Origin of the sequence: Lactococcus taiwanensis (genome assembly GCF_017068355.1) — a bacterium.
Taxonomy (GTDB): Bacteria; Bacillota; Bacilli; order Lactobacillales; family Streptococcaceae; genus Lactococcus; species Lactococcus taiwanensis.
In genome coordinates this window covers 572,665-593,716 of record NZ_CP070872.1, presented here as the reverse complement: position 1 = coordinate 593,716, position 21,052 = coordinate 572,665, and the positions used below count along the sequence as shown (strand labels likewise).

The window sequence follows — 21,052 nt, the reverse complement described above, 5'->3', positions numbered from 1 at the left end:
TGACATCTTTTTTCGTTTGTACTTTAAAAGTATTCGGCATACATCAAGCGTTATTGTTGTATTAAAATAAATAAAAAAAGCCTTAGGGCTTTTAATAATTAATGTGACATCTCATACACTAAGTCCGCAAGTTGCTCCGTCAAATATACTGTAGGAAGTTGACTCGTCAAATCAAAGTGAGTCGCAACACGCCGTTCTATAATCCGATATGAAATTACCGAGTCGCTCAATTCTGCAATCGTTGAATGGCGTTTGGGTGTAATACTCATGATTTGTACATCTTTATTTGTACGAAGGCTACTAAGGACTTCCACAATCTCATTGGTTTCGCCAGATATGGATAGGGCTATCACAAGATTATTGGTGGTATTACGTAATTTAGAAGATATGGGGTAGGTCACATCACTAAAAGAAAAAGTATTGATTCCTACACCAGCTAAACGTCGTGCTGCATAATCACAAATGAGCCCACTAGAGCCTACACCTGTAAAGATGACATTATCGCTTTCAAGGATCAAGCGGGCGAGTTCTTCAAGCTGCTGGTTAACATCAGCCGGAAAGATGTCGAGAGAAAAAGAGGTCGGACTAGTGGGTTTTTCTTTTTCAAGTTTTACTTTTCTCGTAACATCAGCTTTGAAATCTGTGTAAGAGTCATAGCCAATTTTATGAATCAGCCGCATAACGCTTGAAGAGCCCACATGTGCTTGTAAAGCAATATCACGAACATGCAAATAGGGAATTTTCTCTACATTATCTTTAAGATAAGTATAAATTGTCCGCTCCGTATAGGTCAGTTTTTGAAAATCAACTTTACCAAAAAAACTCATCTTTTACTCCTTTTCTTCTAAATTTTTGCTAGAAAAAAGTTGCGGTATCCGCAACTTTTCCGTCAATCTTATAAAGCTTATTTATTTTCTAAAGCCTGAATGCGTTTTTCTTGATTAACAATTTCGACAGCAAGATCTTTAAAAGTGATTGCATTCATCAAATGGTCTTGGGCATGTACCATATAGAGATCGATTTCAGTGTGGATACCTTGTGCTTCTTTAGTAAGCATATCGGTTTGGACATCATGTGCTTCACGGAGTTCACTATTTGATTCTTGCAAAGATTTTTCTGCTTCTTCAAAGTCTCCTGATTTTGCTTGTTGGATTGCTTGAAAAGCAAGCCCTTTAGCATTTCCACCATGCATAATAATGCCCATTACAATTTCCATACGTTCTTCGTTCAATTTATCTCTCCCTTTTTAGAAATACAACATCCTGGAGGAAAACCTCCGAGCTCTAGTAACCTCAATATCTTGATTGGTTATTAGTTCATCAAATTTTCTGCAGCAGCAAGTACTTTATCCCCACGCATCATTCCATAGTCTTGCATTTTAATAACGTCCATTGGAACACCTGCAGCTTCAGCTTTTTTCGATACTTCACCTTTCATAAAGGCAACTTGAGGGCCTAAAAGTAAAACATCTGGTTTTGGAGATCCTGATCCTGCAAGCATGTTATCAATATCAGCTGTTGATTTTGCAAAAATCTCATAATCTTTACCATTGTCTGCTGCTGCTTTTTGCATTTTTGAAACCAAAAGTGATGTTGACATTCCTGCTGCACATGCAAGTGCGATTACTTTATCTGCCATAATTATTTTCTCCTTTTTCTTAACGTTTTTTAATTTTCAACGTTTCTATATGGATAATTATAACGTTTTCATTTCAAGAATGCAAGCGTTATCTATTTTTTGAAAAGGCTTCATTTTTTAGACGAATTTCTCTCTAATCCCTTGTAACTATAGGATTAATCGTAGTTTTTAGCAAACAACAGTAAAAACGCTTAGCCATCGCCAAGCGTTTTAATAATTTGTTTCTTATTTTGAAACAAGTTCAACTTTTCTCAGTCAGTAAATCAATTGATTTATGAGACAAAATCTCCAGAATAGCAAGAACAGGAAGTTGAGTGGTCAAATTTCCAAGAGGATACTGTTTAGACCACTCATTAATCAAGTGATACGAAAGATTCAGGTCTGAGAGTTTAGCTACGGTACAGTCTTCATGGTTTGTGATAGAGATAATTTTGGCCCCACCTGCTTTAAACTCTAATTCTTTTTTTACTACTTGCTCTGTTTCCCCAGAGACAGATAAAATTACTGCGACAACTGTTCCCATTCCTCGAACTTGAACAGCTTGAAAGGGGTCTGAAATAACAAAGCTCCGTAGGCCCGTATTGACAAAATATTTCGTGGCATACTCACTGAGAGAACCAGAGGTTCCCAAACCAAGAAAGACAGTGTAATCGGCTTGAGCAATCATCTTGGCGGCTTGATTGAGCCGGGCTTGATAAGCTTCTGTATTCATTCGACGCAAAAACATATTGAACTCCAACATATTATCATAATGCTGTTCTTCAGGAGTTTTTTCTCGCTCTTGACTTTTCAAATAAAACTTGAGATCAGCCCATCCCTCAAAACCAAGTTTTGTGCAAAGTCGGACAATAGTTGAGGTTGAAACATGCACTTTGCTGGCCAAATCTCGAATCGTCATTTGCTGAACTTGTTCGGGTGATTTGACGATAAAATCAAAAACTAAACTTTCAAGCTCATTGAGCTTACTGATTTGTTCTGGTAAAAACATAATTCCTCGCTTCAATTTAAAATAAATTGATTAGTACAACTTTATTACTGACAAAGCTATCAGTACTTCGCCTAGGAAATAGAGCCAAAGACAAAAGCATCCATCAACCCAAAGACTTCATGGCTATAATAACTTACGTAAGCCAGCGGAACGTCTACTGAGGTTACTGCTGCTTGACCCATCAGCTTTAATCCTTGACGCTTTGCCAAATAAAGCGCTCGGTAGAGATGAAAATCACTGGTGACCACTACCGTTTTACCGCAAAAATATTTTTTAGAATAATAAATATTTTCTGCAGTATTTTGGGCTTTTGTTTCAGCGATAATCCGCTCCCTAGCTATCCCGTGACTGACTAGGTAATTTTTCATGCTAGCCGCCTCACTGATTGGTTCGTCAGTCCTTTTTGCTCCCGAGACAATAATTGACACTTGAGGATTTTTTTGGGTCAGTAGCCGTGCAGCTTCCAGGCTTTCTTGCATGATATGCGAAGGTTTTTTATTAGCTTTAACCTTTGCTCCTAGGACAAGAATTGTATCAATCTTGTGGTCTTTAGCTACCGAAGTATTCACTTTACTCAGTATTAAGCCAAGACAAATCAAGCAAAGTAAGAGAAAACTTGCTAAAATCCCTCCTGAAAATTTAAGCAGTTTGCGCATGTTTTGCTACTTTAAACTTAAAAACTTTGTTTACGTGATTCACGCTGTTTGCGCGCATTTTTGTTACGTTCAGCACGACGTTTTTTCTTATTATCTTCTTCAATTTGCCATTTAATGGCACGTTTGTAGCCTGGCTTAACGTGTTTTTTCCCTTTTTTGAGGGCACCAATAGTTTTGGTAGATAATTCTTCTTGTTTTTTGGTCCGTTTTTCACGACGATCACGGTCGTACGAGTCAACAATCTCGCCATTTTTTACTGCTTTAGGCTGGAAAGTGACACCCATTTTTTCGATTTCACGGATGCTTGAGTCATCGGAAGGGCTATATAAGGTGATAGCTGTTCCCCGCAAGCCATTGCGACCAGAACGTCCTACGCGGTGCACAAAGAATGTCAAATCTTTTGGAATTTCATCATTGATAATATGCGAAACTCCTTCGATATCAATCCCACGAGCTGCAATATCTGTTGCAACCACATATTGATAATCCAGATTTTTGATGGCGTTCATGATGCGTTTGCGTTCACGCGGAGGGACATCTCCATGAATTTTAGCCACTTTAAGTCCATTACTTGTTAAGAAATGGTGAATATCATCCACGCGCCCTTTCGTATTGGCGAAAATCATCGCCATATAAGGGTTGAGCGCTTTTGTTAACTGCAGCAAGAGCTGATTATGTGAACTCCCTTTTGTCGAAACCAACCAGTTTTCGATCGTATCTGAGATGACCGTTTTGTTAGCAATTTTTTGCATGACTGGATTATGAAGGTATTTTTTTAAGAAGGGTTGCAACTTTTGCGGAATCGTTGCTGAAAAGACCAACATTTGCACACGTTTACCAAATGAACTAGCAATTTGGTCAACATCTGCCAAAAAGCCCATATCGAGGGTCATGTCCGCTTCATCCACGACAAAAGTTTTGGCTGTGTGGACAATGAGTGCGTTAGATTTTACTAAATCATGAATCCGACCAGGTGTCCCAATAACGATATGAGGCTGAGCACTTTCCAATTTTTTAATTTGGCGCGCTTTGTCCGTTCCACCCACAAAATTAGACAGACGGATTTTATCATTGACTTTGACAAACTCTTGAGCAGCTTTGTAGATTTGGGTTGCGAGCTCCCGTGAAGGGGCAGTGATGACGGCTTGCACTTCGTCCAAATCTGTGTCCAAATTTTGGAAAATAGGAAGCAAAAAAGTGTGTGTTTTTCCGGAGCCAGTCTTAGATTCACCCACTAAGTCTCGTCCAGAAAGAACGATAGGAATTAATTTTTCCTGTACTTCAGTTGGGTTTTCAAATTTGATATTTTCTAGTGTTGTATTAATATAGTCTTTAAAGTTAAAATCTGTAAATTTCATGTTTTTCTTTCATTGTCAAGCTTGAAACAGATGCATTTTCGTAATGCGTTTGTTCCTTTTAAATGTTGATTTATCCATGGAAGGGACTTTTTTCTATTATATCAGAAAATGAACATTTAAGAAACCTGTCTTTTTTTGTAACGCTGATTATTTAATGGTTGGAGAAGTAGGCTTCTCCCTTTTTGTCAACAGGTGTGGCTTACTTACAAAAAAAGTTACTGACGAGACGGTCAGTAACTTTTCATTAATATTTTATACGTTTATTTTGTTTTTGCATAAAGTTCGTTCACTTTATCCCAGTTGACAAGATTGAAGAAAGCTTCAATGTAGTCTGGACGTACATTATGGTATTTGAGGTAATAAGCATGTTCCCAAACATCAAGTCCCAAAACAGGAACTAATCCTTCAGAGATTGGGTTATCTTGGTTAGCTGTAGAAGTGACTTTCAATTTGCCATCCCCATCAACGACAAGCCAAGCCCAGCCTGAGCCAAAACGTCCAGTTGCGGCTGCTTTAAACTCTGCTTTGAATGTTTCAAAGCTACCGAATTCTTTGGCGATTGCATCACCAATTTCACCATCGGGATGGTTTTCAGAGCCTTCTGTGTTAGGACGGAGCCAAAGCCAAAATTGGCTGTGGTTCAAATGTCCACCACCATTATTGCGGACAGCTGTACGAATGTCTTCTGGGATTGCTGACAAGTCTGTCAGTAATTCTTCAAGACTTTTATCATCCAACTCATTATGTTTTTTAATCGCTGCATTGAGGTTGTTAACGTAAGTTTGATGATGTTTTTCATGGTGCAAATGCATCGTTGCTTCATCAAAGAAAGGTTCAAGCGCATCATAAGCGTAGGGAAGTTCTGGTAATGTAAATGCCATCGTTATTTCTCCTTTGTTTTCATTTTAATTCTATTCTCATTATAGATGATTTCGATTACATTGCCAAATAATTTGTTTACCAAATCTTCCCAGAACGTTGCTCAATAAAGCTTAAAGCACGTGGTGAAAGGAGTGTGTCAACTTGTTTTAAGTCTATTATATTTACGACACCCAAGAGTGTCATCCATTTTGCTAAATCCGCTTTCCATTGTTCAAGTAGAGCTTCCACTGCTTCTACGCCGGACTCATTCAAAGTGGAGAGTAAAAAGCCTGCAGAACTAGCAAGATCTGCTCCCAAGATTAAACTTTTGACTATATCTTGCGCCGAAGTAATCCCACCTGTAGCTATGAGGGGCTTGGTAGGTGGGGAGAGTTGGGCTTCCAACAAACTCTCTACTGTGGAAAGTCCAAAATCATCAATATCAAAACCATTTTGACTGCGTTTGCGCTCAATCCACGCAAAATTTGTTCCCCCGTTTCCACCGATGTTAATAGCCGACACCGCAGTTTCTGAGAGTTGTTTAAAGGTTTGCTGAGACATGCCAAAGCCAACTTCTTTTACAATGACTGGTACTTCTAGCTTTTCTGAAATTTCATTAATATTGTCTAACCAGCGAAAGGCCCGATCCCCTTCATCCATAGGTAACTCTTGCGCTGTATTAACATGTATTTCTAAGGCATTAGCCTCAATCATCTCTACAGCACGCTTAGCATTTTCCAAAGAATGCCCAGCCCCTAGATTGGCAAAAAGAAAGCCAGAGGGATGGAGTGCTCGGACATTTTTAAAGCCTGCAGCCAGTTCAGGGTATTTTAGGGCAATTGATTGTGAACCAACAGCCATAGCCAGACCTTGACTTTTTGCAATTTGGGCCAGTTGTGCATTAAGCTTGTCAGCGCGTGGTGTCCCTCCCGTCATCGCCTCAATGTAAAAAGGAAATTCAAAGGACGTCCCCAAAAAATTGCTGGACAGCTTAATGTCCTCAAGAGCAATCTCTGGGAGCGTGTTGGGGATAAGGCGTAAATCAGAAAACGTTAAGCCTGCTGTCTTGTTTCGTTGTTCACGCCAGTATTTAATCGCTAATGAGAGGTGCTCGTCTTTGCGATGTTGATGAATTGCTTTTTCGTTTTTTATCATGTGTTCTTTTCCGAAATTTCTGCTTTAAACAAGTGTATACCATGATCCTCTAATTTTTTTTGCAGTACTTTGATAGGTGCCTCATTTTCTGCAAATAAAATCACATTTTCTCCGAAACCTGCTCCGGAAATTTTACCTGCAAACTCAGGGTAGGCATTAATCATTTTTAAAGCCAGTGACAACTTATCCGTCATGTAGCCTTCAGGAATGTGATGTAAAAGAAGCTTTTGATTTTCTAAAAGTTTTTCTTTAAAACATGGAAAATCTTGTTGAGCAATCGCTGCTGTCAGCGCTCTGACCAAGTGATCAGAAGTCTGATAAAAATCATCAGACAGTTCAATTTTTAATTTTTCTGATGTTTTTGCAGCTTTTTGCGTTTGCACCACATAAGTTGCCCAAGGCATATCAAGGGGGAGCACTTGAGTACGGTTTTTATAGAATACACTTCCCCCATACATTATGGCTGCAATATCCCCCATAGAACCTGAGCCTTGCACTTCGTAATGGGCTTCTGCGGCAATCACAAAGCGCTCTGCTAAAGTCAGTCCTAGCTTAAAGTAGGTATTAGTAGCATTTACCACACCACAGACCACAGAGGCGCTAGATCCGTAACCTTTTTTTCGATCGCCAAAGCCCATATCACTTGTAATTTCAATAGTCACCTCAGGCCAGATATTTTTGACCTTACTGATAGAACCGTCAGTAAATTCCAAGGTTTTTTTCAAAGCGGTCAGAGCAAAATTCCAAGGGTTATCTGATGTTACACTAATTTTATTTATTGAAAAATCATAATCTGCCATTGCAACATTGGTTTGGAGATGTGATGATCTGTCTCCTGCTGAGATTTTGACTGTAAAATCCGTCGCAATGGTTGTCACCAATGCTAAGCCTTCTGGTCGTGTTACTGCATATTCCCCTGCAAAAAACAACTTTCCCGGTACATTGACAATGACTGCTTGATCAAAGGTACTCATAAGCCCCTCCTGCATGTGCGACATCAAAAGTTAGTTCGGGAAATTCTGCTCGAAATTTAGCAAGCAGTTTTTTCTCAGTCGCATGATCAGTAATAATTTTTACATTTGGCCCTGCATCAATTGTGACAAAAGCAAGTAGACCTGCTCGGTAGCACTGCGCAGTAAAATCCACCACGCGCTGCGTCTCTTTTGTAAAATAATCAAAGGGCGCTTCACACCGACGATTTTGCTCATGCATCCCCAAAGCATTGTCTTGAGCGATTAAGCCAATTTTTTCAATGTCTTTTTTGAGAATAGCGGACTTCATCTCTTCCAATTGATAAGCAGACTTTTCCACCCAGGCCCCATAGGTCGGGGCGGTTTGAGCTAGTTGCATTCCTTTAGTAGAGGACATTTTTTTCTTTTCTGAGGAGATTTCCGCCACAATCATTGAAAGTCCAATGTCTTGATTATAAAAAGACTCTGCAAAAGATGAACGATCGTCTGACCCTTTATTCCAGATTGCAAAATTACCAAAAAGAGAACGCGAAGCCGATCCTGATCCGCGTCGTGCAATCCTAGAAAGTTCCGCATCATCTTTTTCTAACTCGAGCAATCCAAACATGGCGGCCGTCAATGCTGCAAAGCTCGAAGCACTTGATGCAAGTCCCGCTGCTGTTGGCACATGGTTTTCGGAAGTAATCTTTACATTTGGAAATTGTCCGTATTTTGCGCGCATCATCATCAAAAATTGGCTCACGCGTGTCGCATCTGTTTCTTGCTGATTTAGAATCAATCGGTCTGCTGGCGATTCCGTAAATTCGACTGCCGTGGTGGTATAAAATTGATCCAGTGTCATAGACAAAGAACTTGTCGTAGGAATATTTAGGGTTGAGTCTGCTTTCCCCCAGTATTTGATCAAGGCGATGTTTGTGTGCGCCCGCGCTGTGACAATATTTTTCATGAAACTATTATATCATAAAAGCCAATAGAGCTACTTGTAAACTAGCAGCAAAAAAAGACAACCTAGGTTGTCTTTTAATAGTTTAATTTCTATCTTTTAGGATTAAAACAGACCTCAGAATGAATAAATCCACGTGTTCTTCGCGCCATTTTTTAGCAAACGCTGACTGATACGAATCGCATCTTTTTCATTCTCAGCCAATGCTACCATGACCCCCCCTAAACCAGAACCCGTTAATTTAGCTCCGAGTGCCCCGTTTTTAAGAGCTGTATCCACCAACGTCTCAAGACGAGGGTGTGAAACGCCAAGCTCAGAAAGAATGCCATGGGCTTTATTCATCACTTTACCAAAGGCACTTAGTTGGTTAGTCATCAAGAAATTTTTTGAGGCTGTCGCTAATTCCCCTAATTGGTTAATATGTGCCTGCGTTTTTTTCTTTTCTTCGACTAACTTTTCACGTACAATATTGATCGCTTGGCTTGTAAAGCCATGAACACCTGTATCTCCGATAACAATAAAGCCATGCAAATTCAGCTCAAAAGGCTCAATAGCGGTATCCTTGATAAACCAGAGCGGCTGTTCTGAGTTTACGGTCGCTACATCTATCCCCGAGGATTTACCATGTGTAATATTCTCAGAAAAATTGGCATAAAACATCAGATCACTTTGGGGTAACTCAGTTTCGAAAAAGTCATAAAAAGCTCGCGTGATTGCCGTAGCCAAAGAAGCTGATGCGCCTAAACCACGCCCTTGTGGAATATTTGAATCAATTTCTAATGAGAAAGGCATCTTTGAAGAATGAAATTTACTAAGCAAACGCATAATTAACTGGCGAATCCCTTCAAACTCATCTCCCATCAAATCAATTCTTCTACGGAACTCATTATTTTCAATATATTGCCCGTATTTTGACGAGGTCAATGTCGCAGTTGTCTTGAGAATAGTGACAGGTAAGGCAATTGCTGGTTGACCGTATACGACGGAATGCTCTCCAATCAAAATTAACTTGGAATGGGCGATTCCGACACCCATTTTGTTTATAGTCATTTTTTAACAGTTCTCCCGCTACATAAGTTCTTTGAGCATCTGCATTTCAGCTTGCTCTGAACCCATCATTAGCATCTCCTAGATGTTCTATCCAAGAGCTGGTGCGAAGCACCGTCGTACGGTAGTTATTTTTAGATAACAAGATTCGTTATCAAAACGTACCTGACAATTTTATAAAAATTCTCTCTGAAAATCAAGCTTTTACCGTTATTGCTCAACTTTTTACTCAATTTGAAGTATAATAAACGCATGGAGAAACAATACAAAGCACTTCAAGAAGGCCTAGAAAAAATGAAACTTGTTACCGTGAGTGCGGCAATACAAGAAACACAACTTTCCAGAGAAGAAATTATTAACTTTGTTAAAGCTCATGAAAAGCTAAGAATTTTTGATGATCTCCAACATCATTGGATCAATGAAAATGTAGATGGGCATTGCTAAAAAGTTACTGACCAACTGGTCAGTAACTTTTTTGTTCATAAGTCATGAAATTCTGCATATAAGGCTTGTCGGTTGAGCGAACGTTCTTTAGCAACTTGCTTAATCGCCGCGTTTGGCTTTGAGCCTTCTTCAATCAGCATCTTGACAGCTTCTATCGGGGACAGCTCTGGCGCAATGGTTTCAAGGACTTGCTCTTTTGCTCCTGACACAATAATTAAACACTCCCCTTTGAGCGGATGTTGGGTCAGAGAATCTAACACCTCAGAAATAGTCCCGCGTCGATATTCCTCGTAAATCTTTGTCAACTCACGTACTAAAACAACTGGACGATCACCGTAAACTTTAAGTATATTCTCAAGCGTATCAGCAACACGAAAAGGGCTCTCATAAAAAATCTGTGTTTCAGGATAATTGACCTTACTGCTAAGAAATTTCTGTTGTTCCCCTCGCTTACGGGGCAAAAAGCCATAAAAAACATGTGGTTGTGGAGCCAATCCTGAGGCAATCAAGGCTGTGATGCCGGCAGAAGGACCAGGAAGAGCCACTACTTCAATCTCCCGTTCAATGCACGCTCGAACTAAATCATGACCAGGATCAGAAATAGAGGGCATGCCTGCATCTGAGACTTGAGCAATGGATTGTCCTGCTTTTAAGAAGTCAAGGAGCTTGGGTATTTTCTCTTGCGAGTTATGCTCATGAAAAGATTCTTGTGGAACCTTAATCTCAAAGTGATTCAAAAGTCGCAAGGTATTTCGCGTATCTTCTGAGCATATTAGGTCAACACGCTTTAAGGTTTCTAAAGCACGTAATGTCATATCCTGCATATTGCCAATCGGAGTGGGGACAAGATATAAGGTTCCCATCGTCTTTGCGCCTTTAAAGGACTGTTGAATAGTAAATGTTTTATCCATTAGCGATACAATAGCTCCAAACAATCTAAGCAAGACTCACCTTCAGCCAAGCGTTCTGCATAATGTAAGTGGCAGACATGGAAACCTTCATTAAAAATCTGAATCAGATTCGGATTAGGTTGATCTTTGGGTGTTTCTTTTTTTACTTCTTTCTTTTCAAATTCTGCTAAGCGCTCACGGAGCTTTTCGAGTTCCATCCGTAAAGTCGCATTTTCCGTAATGGAAGTTTCAAGAACTTGCCGAATGTGAGCCACTTGCGCCAAAGTCATTGTCAGTGTCTTCTCTAAATCACCTAATTGTTCAAAAACTTCATATTTGTCAGCCACGATTCACCTCAACTTCTGCAAGTTCAAATTCCTTGCTATATTCTCCAAACCTAATTTTCACACTATTTTTTAAAACGTTTAATCCGATAACTTTTCCTGTTCCTTCAGCAGTCACAACTTTTTCACCAAAATCTGGGAAAATTTCTTGCGCTTCTTTGTAAAAATCCTCTTCATAAGTCAGACAACACATCAAACGTCCGCATAAACCGTTCAATTTACTTTGCTTCAAAGAAAGATTTTGATTTTTAGCCATTTTGATTGATACATTAGGAAATTCATAGACAAATTCAGAACAACACAGTGGACGTCCACACGGTCCTAATCCCCCATAGATTTTTGCAGCATCACGTGGTCCAATCTGCCGTAATTCAATCCGAATGCGAAAATAAGCAGCTAACTCTCGCAAAAGCACTCGGAAATCAACTCGGTTTTCTGCTGTAAAGGAGATAAAAAGTTGAGTTTGATCATAGTTATATGCCACCTCGATAATTTTCATTTCGAGTTTTTGATCTAAGACCAACTGACGGACACGCGTTTTAGCTTCCAAAGCTAAGTCATTAAGTGTTTTAACTCGTAACTCATCTTCTTCGTTGGCTTTGCGAAGAACCGTATGTTTCACCTCAAGCGCCGTATCTGTTGGAATTTCTCGAATAATTCGTCCATAATTCATTCCTTTATCAGAACGAACAATGACACCTTCTTGGAGCTCCAAAGCAGTTTCCGAATCGGCAAAAGCATTTGTTTCACCATGGCCAAATTTTACTTCATAAATCATCTTTCCTTCACCCTTCTTCTTAAGGTTGTGTCACGCTAGAGTACCATAAAAGTTAAACAGGACTCAAATCTAACATTACTTTTCCACATCTCGATGGCACGAAATGTTTTGAGCAACTCATCGCGCATCTTTTCCTGACGAAACATTTGTAATAAAAGTTCAAAGGCCATATTCTGCTTCTCTTTATCATCAAAAATTTCAACAAGTTCCTTGAGGTACAAAAAAGCTTCCGATGGGCTAGTGGCGCATAATTTAACAAACTGTTGAAGCCGTTGTACGCCATCGCTAAACCATACCTGTTGGCTTAAGTCCATCGCTTTTTCGGGCGAATCACAAATTTGTGCGAGCCACTCTGCTTGTGTTTTCAAAAGTCCGCTTTTTTCTAGGAGATGTTGAAAATGATGGCTATTCTTTGTGAAATGGACGACTTGTGTACGTGATTTTATGGTAGGTAAAATCATATTTTCATTAGTAGTTAACAAAAAGATAACTACTTCACTCTCAGGTTCTTCAATAGATTTCAAAAGCGCATTTGCGGCATTTGGGTGCATCTTTTCAGCAGCTTCTATAATAACTGCTTGCTGTTTTCCTTCGTACCCTGACTCACTAAAGACTTGAGTGAGCGTGCGTATTTGTGCGGTTTTAATCGTTTGTCCCTCTGGCGAAACCACATGTAAATCAGCAAAATCTTCTGTAGCAACTAAGCGACAAGCTCGACAGATACCACAAGGAAGACCTTCTTGCAAGTTTTCACAAAACAAAGCCTGACTTAACCAAATCGCGAACTCAAATGATCCAAAGCCACCTGAAAATAAGTAAGCATGACTCAAGTGCTTACGTTGCAAAATATTTGAAAATTGCTGATAAAGCTGGGGCTGAATTTCTGATACTTTCACACAAAACCTCTCTCAAAATCACTGACCCCGCCGTCAGTAATTAAAATATACTCGCAAATCGCTCCTTGATTGCTTCAATTGTATCGGACACCACTTTTTCGACTGATTGGCTCGCATCAATTGTAACATAGCGTTGCGGTTCTTTCTCTACCATTTTAAGATAACCTTGTCGAACTTTTCGATGCATTTCGGCACGTTCCAAATCCAAACGATTTACTTCATCTGCCCGATTACTCATGATGCGATCAAGGGCAACATCTGTATCAATATCAAAATAAAGTGTCAAATCAGGCTCCAAACCATCCGTCGCAAAATTGTTGAGCCAGTCTACAACTTCAACACCCAATTCACGCCCATAACCTTGATAAGCCACTGATGAATCTATAAAACGATCGACAATTACAACTTTACCAGCTTTCAGAGCTGGAAGCATCTTCTCTTGCATATGCAAGCGGCGTGCTGCAGCAAAAAGGAGCATTTCTGTCTTAGAATCAATCTCCGTGTTCTTAGGGTCCAAAATTAATTGACGAATTTCTTCGGCCAAACGGACCCCACCGGGTTCACGTGTCGAAATAATGTCGCGTTTCATTTTTTTGATTTCCGGCAAAATTTCTTTTAAAACTGTCGTTTTTCCTGCGCCATCAGGTCCCTCAAGGGAAATTAAAATTCCATTCATAGCCTCTATTATACCAAAAAACAAACTTTTTAGCTTTTTTCTTAAAATAATAACATCACTTTTTGCGTAATTTTACTAAAAATTGTATAATATATCTGAAACAGCTTACTTTATTTGTCAAAACTCATAAATGTAAGAAATTTTAAATATTTAAAACTCACCACCTGAAAGGACAACATATGAAAAAGATTCTCGTTGTTGACGATGAAAAACCAATCTCAGATATTGTAAAATTTAATTTGACCAAAGAAGGCTTCGAGGTTTTTACCGCTTTTGATGGCGAAGAAGCACTTGAATCTTTTAAAGAAGTGCAACCCGATCTTATTTTACTTGACTTAATGTTGCCTAAACTTGATGGTCTTGATGTTGCTCGTGAAATTCGTAAAACTTCTGAAACACCTATTATAATGGTGTCAGCTAAAGATAGTGAATTTGACAAAGTCATTGGTCTTGAGTTGGGTGCTGACGACTACGTCACTAAACCCTTTTCCAACCGCGAATTGTTGGCTCGTATCAAAGCCAATTTACGTCGTGTAAATGCTACTCCAGCAGAAACTAATGATAATGTCAAAAAAGAATTGGTTATTGGAAATCTCCGCATCAATCCAACACACTATGCCGCTTATAAAAATGATAAACAGCTTGATTTGACGCATCGTGAGTTTGAATTGCTTTATTACTTGGCACAACACTTAGGTGAAGTCATTACCCGCGAAAACCTCCTCGAAACAGTTTGGGGCTATGATTATTTTGGTGATGTCCGCACTGTGGACGTGACTGTACGTCGCTTGCGCGAAAAAGTTGAAGATACACCAAGTCGCCCGCAATATGTTTCAACACGTCGTGGAGTGGGCTACTATATGAGTAACCCTCATGATTAAATTTTTTAATTCAATGATTTTTAAAGGAGTAGTGGCCCATCTACTTCTTTTTGTCATCCTTTTTATGAGTAGTTTTGACTATAATGTCGCCCATTTTAATTCTGTTTTAGCCAATTACTTTTTTTCACTACTCTTTGTACTCGTTTTTTTAATTCATCAACACCGGATGATTGTAAATGTTTCACGCCAAATGAATCAGATCAAAAATGGTTATTTAACTAAAGATAAACTTCCTAAAGGCACCAGTGAAATTAACGAGTTATATGGCGAAATCTTAAAACTTGGCGAAGATATTGTCAGAACCCAAAACAACTTAGAAAATCAACGAAATCAACTTGATAGCATTCTAGCTTATATGATTGATGGAGTTATCGCTACTGATCGCCGCGGAAAAATTATTATGGCAAATAAGTCTGCCCTCCATTACCTCAACACAACTGAAGCTGAGTTGATGCAAAAAAACATCGTGGAAACCCTTCAGATCAGTGAGCAATACAACTTCTATGATCTGCTCGAGAAGGAACCCGAAGTGGTGATTGAAACTCATGATGCTGACAATGAAGCCGTCTCACTTCATATTAAATTTGCACTTTTTCGTCGTGAATCTGGTTTTATTTCAGGTATTATTGCCGTACTTCATGATATGACAGAGCAAGATAAATCTGAACGGGAACGTCGTCTTTTTGTATCCAACGTATCACATGAATTACGGACTCCTCTGACGTCAGTGAAAGCTTATCTTGAAGCTTTAGAGGATGGGGCTCTTGATGACAAAGAAACTGCTGCTTCGTTCATCAATGTTTCTTTAACAGAAACTAACCGCATGATTCGTATGATTTCGGACCTTTTAACCCTCTCAAGGATGGACCAAGACCGAATCGTTTTAGATAAAGAAATTATTAATCTCACTGCTTTTTTAGACCACCAACTTAATCGACTAGATCAAATTTTGGAAACTGACTCTAGCGGCTTACTCACCTCTGATTTTACTTTAGTACGAAATTATAGTAATCGCCCCATCTGGGTTGAAATTGACACGGACAAGATTGCCCAAGTAGTGGATAACATTATCAGCAATGCTTTTAAATATTCTCCTAAAGGTGGGGTAATTACCATCTCGGTAGAAACCCGTGAGAAAGATGTCCTTATCTCAATCAGCGACCAAGGGATGGGTATCCCGCGTGCTGATCTCGTCAAAATCTTTGACCGATTTTACCGTGTAGATAATGCTTCACGCAATTCCAAAGTTGGAGGGACAGGACTTGGACTTTCAATCGTCCATGATATTGTCAAAATGCATGGTGGAAACATCTTTGCAAACTCTGAGGGAGAAGGAAAAGGGACGACCTTTAGTTTTACACTTCCTTATTCTTCCGAGAACACGGAGGAGTGGGATGATTTTGATGATAGCTTCTGATTTTTTTACTGATCAGTCTGTCAGTAAAAATAAAAAGAACGGATTCTCGTTCTTTTTATTTTTAAAGTCATCAGCCCACATGGCAATCCCCACGCTTTTTTGCTACAATGGTTCTTATGACTGAACAAAATGGTTTTAAATATTCAATTCTGGCATCTGGTTCTACTGGAAATTCTTTTTATCTAGAAACACAAAAAAAGAAAATCCTTGTTGATGCTGGTCTTTCGGGAAAAAAAATAGAAAGTTTACTCTCAGAGATTGATCGCGATATTCACGATATTGATGCGCTGTTGATTACGCATGAGCATAGTGATCATATCAAGGGAATCGGCGTGCTGGCACGTAAATATGGAATAGATCTTTATGCCAACGAGGACACTTGGACCGAACTTGATGGGAAGAATGCCTTAGGGAAAATCCCAACAGAACAAAAACATTTGTTTGAGATGGGAAAAACAATGACTTTTGGCGACATTGATATTGAGTCGTTTGGCGTAAGCCACGATGCTGTTGCCCCTCAATTTTATCGCTTCATGAAAGATAATAAAAGTTTTGTCATGCTGACTGATACAGGATACGTTTCTGACCGCATGCGTGGTACTATTGAAAATGCAGATGGTTATCTGATGGAATCTAATCATGATATTGAGATACTACGCATGGGTGCTTATCCTTGGAGAACTAAGCAACGTATTCTAAGTGATCAAGGGCATTTGTCAAATGAAGACGGGGCAGAAGCTGCTTTTAATGTTTTAGGAAACAAAACAAAAAAGATTTTTCTGGGTCACTTAAGCCTCAATAATAATATCAAAGAATTAGCACATCTGACAATGGATGGCTATTTACAACAGCATGATGTGGATACCAAAAAAGAACTCCATATTATTGATACTAGCCATGAGCATGCGAGTCAGCTTTATGATATTTAAAAAATAAATAAAAAGTTACTGACAGAACTGTCAGTAACTTTTTATTTTTAATTCATTTTTACTTTACATCATGCCGCCCATTCCCATGCCTGGATCCATTGGAGGCATAGCTGGTGCAGCTGGTTCTGGTTTATCCGCAACTACTGCTTCAGTTGTTAAAATTAAACCAGCTACTGAAGCTGCATTTTGCAGGGCTGAACGAGTAACTTTCGCTGGGTCAACGATTCCTGTTTCAATCATGTTTACCCATTGTCCCGTAGCAGCATTAAATCCTGTGCCTACTTTTTCAGAGCGAAGTTTATCTATAATAACAGATCCTTCATAGCCTGCATTCGCTGCGATTTGGCGAACAGGTTCTTCCAAAGCACGACGAACAATATTAATTCCTGTTTGAACATCCCCTTCTTCTGAGAGTTGATCAAGTGCACTCATCGCATTGACGAGAGCTGTCCCCCCACCTGAAACAATACCTTCTTCTACAGCAGCACGTGTCGCATTGAGAGCATCTTCGATAAGAAGTTTCATTGCTTTAAGCTCTGTTTCCGTAGCAGCACCAACTTTAATCACCGCCACTCCGCCTGCCAATTTCGCCAAGCGTTCTTGTAATTTTTCGCGATCAAAATCAGAAGTTGTTTTTTCAATTTGGGCTTTGATAATAGCAACTCGATCAGCGATAGCATCCGCAGCGCCAGCACCTTCCACAATAGTGGTATGATCCTTGTCTACAGTTACCTTCGCTGCTTGACCAAGTGCTTCAATTGTTGCATCTTTAAGATCAAGTCCAAGTTCTTCCGTAATAACCGTACCACCAGTTAAAATAGCCAAATCTTCCAATTGGGCTTTACGACGATCACCAAAACCTGGCGCCTTCACAGCTACGACATTGAATACCCCTTTGATTTTGTTTAGAACGAGCGTTGGTAAAGCTTCACCATCCACATCATCTGCAACGATAAGCAATGGGCGGTTTGTCTTCAAGACTTGTTCAAGAAGAGGTAAAATTTCTTGAATATTTGAAATTTTCTTATCAGTAATTAAAAGATAAGGATTATCAAGCTCTGCAACCATTTTTTCGGTATCTGAAACCATATACTGGCTCAAATAACCACGGTCAAATTGCATCCCTTCAACCACATCAAGTTCTGTTTGCATTCCTTTAGATTCTTCTATAGTAATGACACCATCAGAACCTACACGCTCCATCGCATCTGAGATATATTCTCCCACTTTTTCGCTACGAGAAGAAACGGTAGCAACCTGAGCAATTGCTGATTTATCATGGACAGGAATAGCCATTTCTTTAATCGCATCAACTGCAGTTTGGGCAGCTAATTCAATCCCACGACGGATACCCACTGGATTAGCTCCAGCTGTCACATTTTTCAATCCTTCACGTACAATAGCTTGTGTCAAAACAGTAGCTGTTGTTGTTCCATCTCCTGCAATATCATTTGTTTTGGAAGCTACTTCTGAGACAAGTTTAGCTCCCATATTTTCGAAATGATCTTCCAGTTCAATTTCTTTGGCAATTGTAACCCCATCATTTGTAATCAAAGGTGACCCATAAGATTTTTCAAGAACAACATTACGTCCTTTTGGTCCAAGTGTTGTCTTTACAGTATCGGCAAGGATATCAATTCCTCGCATCATTGAAGTTCTTGCATCACTTGAAAATTTAATTTCTTTTGACATATCTGCTCCTTTTAAATAAGAATTATCGTGTTATTATTTTAAACTGTCATGACAGCAATCAAAAAAGATCGCTCCCTACTTATTATTCTACAATGGCAAGAAGGTCTGAATCTTTGAGAATCAAGAATTCTTCACCGTCCATTTTTACCGTCGTCCCTGCAAATTTTTCAAAAATTACAGTATCTCCAACTTTTACAACTGGAGAAATCAGCGTTCCATGATTGGTAGTTTTCCCTTCGCCGACAGCAACAACTTCCGCTGTTTGAGGTTTTTCTTGTGAGGCACTCGTTAAAACGATACCACCAACTGATTTTTCCTCTTCTTCTTTAACGCGCAAAACCACGCGATTCTCTAAAGGTTTCAACATTTTTGTTTTTCCTCCATTTTATTTTTTTAGCACTCTATTAGGTTAAGTGCTAACCCAATTCTTATTTTATCTCAATGGTCAGATTTAGTCAAGAAAAAACACCAGATTTTTTTATTTTTATTCTAATTAAATGAAGCCGTTTTCAATAATTGGGTCATGAAGACCTCCAATCACTAACGAATACGCATAACTCCTTCCTCTAAAATTATCGTCTGCTTAAAAAGGAAGTTCTTCTCCTTCTAGCATCAACTTTTCAGTATGTGCTGACTTTTCCCGCAAGGCGATTGTTGCTCGACTTTCTAGCAAATCATAATTTAAAGCGAGCACCTCTGTCATATAACGTTTTTGATTTTGCTTGTCCATGTAGCTATGTGTACGAATCTCCCCTTCAACTGAAATGAGAGCCCCTTTTTTAGCGTACGAAGCCAGCGTTTCTGCCGTCTTCCCCCATAAAATGATCCCGATAAAATCAGCATCACGTCCCCCGTCTTCATTTTTAAAGCGTCGGTTCACTGCAAGTGTGGTTCTCACATAAGTTTTATCATTAGTTGTTTTGGTAACTTCTGGATTTTGAGTAAGGCGACCAATTAACATTGTTTTATTCATTTATTTTCCTCCTAACCCTCTATACGGAAAAAATGAATACTTGTCACCTTCGATAATAAAAAACCTCTCAGCATTTACTGACAGGTTGTGTATGATTATTTTGCATTAAGTGCCGCAACAGTCATATAGTTATACGGGCTGTTAAAGTGAGGTAAAAAGAAAAGATCAAGCAGGGCCAGTTCATCAATTGTTTTTTGGTCCTGTATCGCTAAACTAAACATGTTAATGTTACCAGCAATGATTTCGCTATAGCTAGCTAATTGAGCTCCAACCACACGACGACTTTCTTTTTCATAGACAATTCGGATTTTGACCGTATCATTGTCTTCATGTAAAAACCAAGCTTTTTGTTTATCTTCAAAATCAGAATAAGCAACTTCTAGGCCAGCCTTTTGAGCAGCTTTGACAGAAAAACCAGTCGAAGTCATGTGAAAACCAAAAATAGAGATGCCGTTGGATCCTTGTACCCCTGGTGCTTCTAGAGGTGTTCCCCCAATATTATGACCGGCTACAATACCTGAGCGTACAGCATTCGATGCCAAAGCAATATAAGTAAAATCTTGCAATGCATTCGAATAAATAGTAGCTACATCACCGACAGCATAAACGTCGGGATTGCTCGTTTGTTGATGTTTATCAACTTTAATCGCTCCATTTTTAAAAGTAGCTAGGTTATCTTTGGCTAGAGCACTATTTGCGGTGAAGCCAATACAGTTAATCACCAGATCAACATCATAAGCCCCTTTGTTGGTTACAATTTGAGTGACACGACCATCGCTTCCTTTAAATTCTGTGGCCAACTCCCCAAAGTGTAATTCGATACCATGGTGCGCTAAATTTTGATCCATCTCTTTAGCAAAAGTCTCATCATAATAGGAAGCAAGTGAAGTAGACTCAGCATCAAACAATAGAACTTCTTTGCCACGTCGTTTGGCTGCTTCAGCAATTTCTGTACCTATATAACCTGCTCCAATTACAGCAATACGTTGCACTTCTGGTTTTGCAAATTCAGCATCTACTGCCTGTCCCTCTTGAAAAAGTTTCAAGAAATGAATTCCTTCAAGGTCATGACCTGGTAATTTGGGAATGATTGGGCGAGATCCTGTAGCTAAAATTAGTTTGTCGTAGGTTTCAACGAATGTTTCGCCAGATTTCGTTTTTGCATGAATGACTTTTTGTTTAAAGTCAATTTCAGTCACTTCAGTTTCTGTCAAGATTTTGGCGCCTTTTGCTTCAAAATCTTCTGGTTTCGCATAAAATAATTCATCGGGCTTTTCAATTTGGCGTCCCACCCAGATAGCTGTTCCACAACCAAGATAACTCATGTTACTATTTCGATCGATCATCACGATTTCGTGGCCTGGATAATGATCAAGTAATGTATTTGCAGCGGCAATCCCCGCGTGATTTGTTCCTATTACAACGATTTTCATGAGGAAAATCTCCTTTGTTAAAATGTTTTTACATTTAATAGTTTAACACAACTGACTTATTTCCTTCGTGTAAGCGCTTGTG

General features: G+C 39.3%; 24 protein-coding genes. 4 read left to right on the top strand and 20 right to left on the bottom strand.

All coding sequences use genetic code 11. The features are described from left to right. Positions 1 to 98: 98 nt before the first annotated feature. The 11 genes from JW886_RS02975 to mvk form a co-directional block, all read right to left on the bottom strand. Complete coding sequence (locus JW886_RS02975; RefSeq protein WP_075524776.1) at positions 99 to 827, bottom strand: MurR/RpiR family transcriptional regulator; 729 nt, start codon at positions 825 to 827, stop codon at positions 99 to 101. A 77-nt stretch (positions 828 to 904) separates the two neighbouring features. Then, complete coding sequence (locus tag JW886_RS02970) at positions 905 to 1,231, bottom strand: PTS lactose/cellobiose transporter subunit IIA (RefSeq protein ID WP_075524777.1); 327 nt, start codon at positions 1,229 to 1,231, stop codon at positions 905 to 907. Positions 1,232 to 1,311: 80 nt separating this feature from the next. Continuing rightward, positions 1,312 to 1,638, bottom strand: a complete 327-nt coding sequence (locus JW886_RS02965) for a PTS sugar transporter subunit IIB (protein WP_075524778.1) — start codon at positions 1,636 to 1,638, stop codon at positions 1,312 to 1,314. Between the two features lie 241 nt (positions 1,639 to 1,879). Further along, the gene (locus tag JW886_RS02960; RefSeq protein ID WP_200407083.1) at positions 1,880 to 2,626 is read right to left on the bottom strand and encodes a MurR/RpiR family transcriptional regulator; all 747 of its coding nucleotides are present in this window, start codon (positions 2,624 to 2,626) and stop codon (positions 1,880 to 1,882) included. 71 nt (positions 2,627 to 2,697) lie between these two features. After that, the gene (locus tag JW886_RS02955; protein ID WP_205872277.1) at positions 2,698 to 3,282 is read right to left on the bottom strand and encodes a YdcF family protein; all 585 of its coding nucleotides are present in this window, start codon (positions 3,280 to 3,282) and stop codon (positions 2,698 to 2,700) included. Positions 3,283 to 3,299: 17 nt separating this feature from the next. Continuing rightward, positions 3,300 to 4,640 (bottom strand): DEAD/DEAH box helicase, encoded by a 1,341-nt coding sequence (locus JW886_RS02950; protein WP_075524780.1) that lies wholly within the window; start codon positions 4,638 to 4,640, stop codon positions 3,300 to 3,302. 260 nt (positions 4,641 to 4,900) lie between these two features. Further along, complete coding sequence (locus tag JW886_RS02945) at positions 4,901 to 5,521, bottom strand: superoxide dismutase (RefSeq protein WP_075524781.1); 621 nt, start codon at positions 5,519 to 5,521, stop codon at positions 4,901 to 4,903. A 76-nt stretch (positions 5,522 to 5,597) separates the two neighbouring features. Next, the gene (gene fni / locus JW886_RS02940; RefSeq protein WP_205872276.1) at positions 5,598 to 6,656 is read right to left on the bottom strand and encodes a type 2 isopentenyl-diphosphate Delta-isomerase; all 1,059 of its coding nucleotides are present in this window, start codon (positions 6,654 to 6,656) and stop codon (positions 5,598 to 5,600) included. Beyond that, the gene (locus tag JW886_RS02935) at positions 6,653 to 7,630 is read right to left on the bottom strand and encodes a mevalonate kinase family protein (RefSeq protein WP_205872275.1); all 978 of its coding nucleotides are present in this window, start codon (positions 7,628 to 7,630) and stop codon (positions 6,653 to 6,655) included. Before JW886_RS02935 ends, fni begins: the two co-directional genes overlap by 4 nt. After that, a complete protein-coding gene (gene mvaD / locus JW886_RS02930; protein ID WP_205872274.1) occupies positions 7,617 to 8,573 on the bottom strand; it encodes a diphosphomevalonate decarboxylase in 957 nt (318 codons plus the stop codon). Before mvaD ends, JW886_RS02935 begins: the two co-directional genes overlap by 14 nt. Before the next feature lie 114 nt (positions 8,574 to 8,687). Next, positions 8,688 to 9,620: a mevalonate kinase gene (gene mvk / locus JW886_RS02925; RefSeq protein WP_075524785.1), complete on the bottom strand. Its 933-nt coding sequence runs from the start codon at positions 9,618 to 9,620 to the stop codon at positions 8,688 to 8,690. A gap of 249 nt (positions 9,621 to 9,869) precedes the next feature. On the opposite strand from mvk, the gene JW886_RS02920 reads away from it, so the two are divergent. After that, positions 9,870 to 10,061: a hypothetical protein gene (locus JW886_RS02920; protein ID WP_205271682.1), complete on the top strand. Its 192-nt coding sequence runs from the start codon at positions 9,870 to 9,872 to the stop codon at positions 10,059 to 10,061. Between the two features lie 35 nt (positions 10,062 to 10,096). On the opposite strand, the gene rsmI is transcribed toward JW886_RS02920, so the two are convergent. Genes rsmI through tmk form a run of 5 tightly spaced genes read right to left on the bottom strand, consistent with a single transcriptional unit; the run spans position 10,097 to position 13,645 of the window. Then, positions 10,097 to 10,972 (bottom strand): 16S rRNA (cytidine(1402)-2'-O)-methyltransferase, encoded by an 876-nt coding sequence (rsmI, locus tag JW886_RS02915; protein WP_200407077.1) that lies wholly within the window; start codon positions 10,970 to 10,972, stop codon positions 10,097 to 10,099. Further along, positions 10,972 to 11,298 (bottom strand): DNA replication initiation control protein YabA, encoded by a 327-nt coding sequence (gene yabA, locus JW886_RS02910; protein WP_200407076.1) that lies wholly within the window; start codon positions 11,296 to 11,298, stop codon positions 10,972 to 10,974. The genes rsmI and yabA overlap by 1 nt, the downstream gene beginning before the upstream one ends. Further along, positions 11,291 to 12,073, bottom strand: a complete 783-nt coding sequence (gene ricT / locus JW886_RS02905; protein ID WP_205872273.1) for a PSP1 domain-containing protein — start codon at positions 12,071 to 12,073, stop codon at positions 11,291 to 11,293. The genes yabA and ricT overlap by 8 nt, the downstream gene beginning before the upstream one ends. A 35-nt stretch (positions 12,074 to 12,108) precedes the next feature. After that, positions 12,109 to 12,969, bottom strand: coding sequence for a DNA polymerase III subunit delta' (locus JW886_RS02900; RefSeq protein WP_075524790.1), 861 nt, complete (start codon positions 12,967 to 12,969; stop codon positions 12,109 to 12,111). A gap of 40 nt (positions 12,970 to 13,009) precedes the next feature. After that, positions 13,010 to 13,645, bottom strand: coding sequence for a dTMP kinase (gene tmk, locus JW886_RS02895; RefSeq protein ID WP_205872272.1), 636 nt, complete (start codon positions 13,643 to 13,645; stop codon positions 13,010 to 13,012). 179 nt (positions 13,646 to 13,824) lie between these two features. On the opposite strand from tmk, the gene yycF reads away from it, so the two are divergent. The 3 genes from yycF (at position 13,825) to JW886_RS02880 (ending at position 16,872) form a co-directional block, all read left to right on the top strand. Continuing rightward, positions 13,825 to 14,526 (top strand): response regulator YycF, encoded by a 702-nt coding sequence (gene yycF / locus JW886_RS02890; protein WP_075524792.1) that lies wholly within the window; start codon positions 13,825 to 13,827, stop codon positions 14,524 to 14,526. Continuing rightward, positions 14,519 to 15,943, top strand: a complete 1,425-nt coding sequence (locus tag JW886_RS02885) for an ATP-binding protein (RefSeq protein ID WP_205271686.1) — start codon at positions 14,519 to 14,521, stop codon at positions 15,941 to 15,943. Before yycF ends, JW886_RS02885 begins: the two co-directional genes overlap by 8 nt. A gap of 116 nt (positions 15,944 to 16,059) precedes the next feature. Continuing rightward, complete coding sequence (locus tag JW886_RS02880) at positions 16,060 to 16,872, top strand: MBL fold metallo-hydrolase (RefSeq protein ID WP_075524794.1); 813 nt, start codon at positions 16,060 to 16,062, stop codon at positions 16,870 to 16,872. 63 nt (positions 16,873 to 16,935) lie between these two features. On the opposite strand, the gene groL is transcribed toward JW886_RS02880, so the two are convergent. The 4 genes from groL to nox all read right to left on the bottom strand — a co-directional run bounded on the left by groL (position 16,936) and on the right by nox (position 20,970). Further along, on the bottom strand, positions 16,936 to 18,564 hold the full coding sequence (gene groL / locus JW886_RS02875; protein WP_075524795.1) for a chaperonin GroEL: 1,629 nt from the start codon (positions 18,562 to 18,564) through the stop codon (positions 16,936 to 16,938). 82 nt (positions 18,565 to 18,646) lie between these two features. Beyond that, a complete protein-coding gene (groES, locus tag JW886_RS02870; protein ID WP_075524796.1) occupies positions 18,647 to 18,931 on the bottom strand; it encodes a co-chaperone GroES in 285 nt (94 codons plus the stop codon). 216 nt (positions 18,932 to 19,147) lie between these two features. After that, positions 19,148 to 19,537: a single-stranded DNA-binding protein gene (locus JW886_RS02865; protein WP_205872271.1), complete on the bottom strand. Its 390-nt coding sequence runs from the start codon at positions 19,535 to 19,537 to the stop codon at positions 19,148 to 19,150. Between the two features lie 95 nt (positions 19,538 to 19,632). Then, complete coding sequence (gene nox / locus JW886_RS02860) at positions 19,633 to 20,970, bottom strand: H2O-forming NADH oxidase (protein ID WP_205872270.1); 1,338 nt, start codon at positions 20,968 to 20,970, stop codon at positions 19,633 to 19,635. Positions 20,971 to 21,052 lie beyond the last annotated feature (82 nt).

Coding starts and splice junctions, on each gene's coding strand:
- JW886_RS02975 (WP_075524776.1), bottom strand. CDS start 827: ATGAGTTTTTTTGGTAAAGTTGATTTTCAAAAACTGACCTATACGGAG.
- JW886_RS02965 (WP_075524778.1), bottom strand. CDS start 1,638: ATGGCAGATAAAGTAATCGCACTTGCATGTGCAGCAGGAATGTCAACA.
- JW886_RS02960 (WP_200407083.1), bottom strand. CDS start 2,626: ATGTTTTTACCAGAACAAATCAGTAAGCTCAATGAGCTTGAAAGTTTA.
- JW886_RS02955 (WP_205872277.1), bottom strand. CDS start 3,282: ATGCGCAAACTGCTTAAATTTTCAGGAGGGATTTTAGCAAGTTTTCTC.
- JW886_RS02950 (WP_075524780.1), bottom strand. CDS start 4,640: ATGAAATTTACAGATTTTAACTTTAAAGACTATATTAATACAACACTA.
- JW886_RS02945 (WP_075524781.1), bottom strand. CDS start 5,521: ATGGCATTTACATTACCAGAACTTCCCTACGCTTATGATGCGCTTGAA.
- fni (WP_205872276.1), bottom strand. CDS start 6,656: ATGATAAAAAACGAAAAAGCAATTCATCAACATCGCAAAGACGAGCAC.
- JW886_RS02935 (WP_205872275.1), bottom strand. CDS start 7,630: ATGAGTACCTTTGATCAAGCAGTCATTGTCAATGTACCGGGAAAGTTG.
- mvaD (WP_205872274.1), bottom strand. CDS start 8,573: ATGAAAAATATTGTCACAGCGCGGGCGCACACAAACATCGCCTTGATC.
- mvk (WP_075524785.1), bottom strand. CDS start 9,620: ATGACTATAAACAAAATGGGTGTCGGAATCGCCCATTCCAAGTTAATT.
- JW886_RS02920 (WP_205271682.1), top strand. CDS start 9,870: ATGGAGAAACAATACAAAGCACTTCAAGAAGGCCTAGAAAAAATGAAA.
- rsmI (WP_200407077.1), bottom strand. CDS start 10,972: ATGGATAAAACATTTACTATTCAACAGTCCTTTAAAGGCGCAAAGACG.
- ricT (WP_205872273.1), bottom strand. CDS start 12,073: ATGATTTATGAAGTAAAATTTGGCCATGGTGAAACAAATGCTTTTGCC.
- tmk (WP_205872272.1), bottom strand. CDS start 13,645: ATGAATGGAATTTTAATTTCCCTTGAGGGACCTGATGGCGCAGGAAAA.
- yycF (WP_075524792.1), top strand. CDS start 13,825: ATGAAAAAGATTCTCGTTGTTGACGATGAAAAACCAATCTCAGATATT.
- JW886_RS02885 (WP_205271686.1), top strand. CDS start 14,519: ATGATTAAATTTTTTAATTCAATGATTTTTAAAGGAGTAGTGGCCCAT.
- JW886_RS02880 (WP_075524794.1), top strand. CDS start 16,060: ATGACTGAACAAAATGGTTTTAAATATTCAATTCTGGCATCTGGTTCT.
- groL (WP_075524795.1), bottom strand. CDS start 18,564: ATGTCAAAAGAAATTAAATTTTCAAGTGATGCAAGAACTTCAATGATG.
- groES (WP_075524796.1), bottom strand. CDS start 18,931: ATGTTGAAACCTTTAGAGAATCGCGTGGTTTTGCGCGTTAAAGAAGAA.
- JW886_RS02865 (WP_205872271.1), bottom strand. CDS start 19,537: ATGAATAAAACAATGTTAATTGGTCGCCTTACTCAAAATCCAGAAGTT.
- nox (WP_205872270.1), bottom strand. CDS start 20,970: ATGAAAATCGTTGTAATAGGAACAAATCACGCGGGGATTGCCGCTGCA.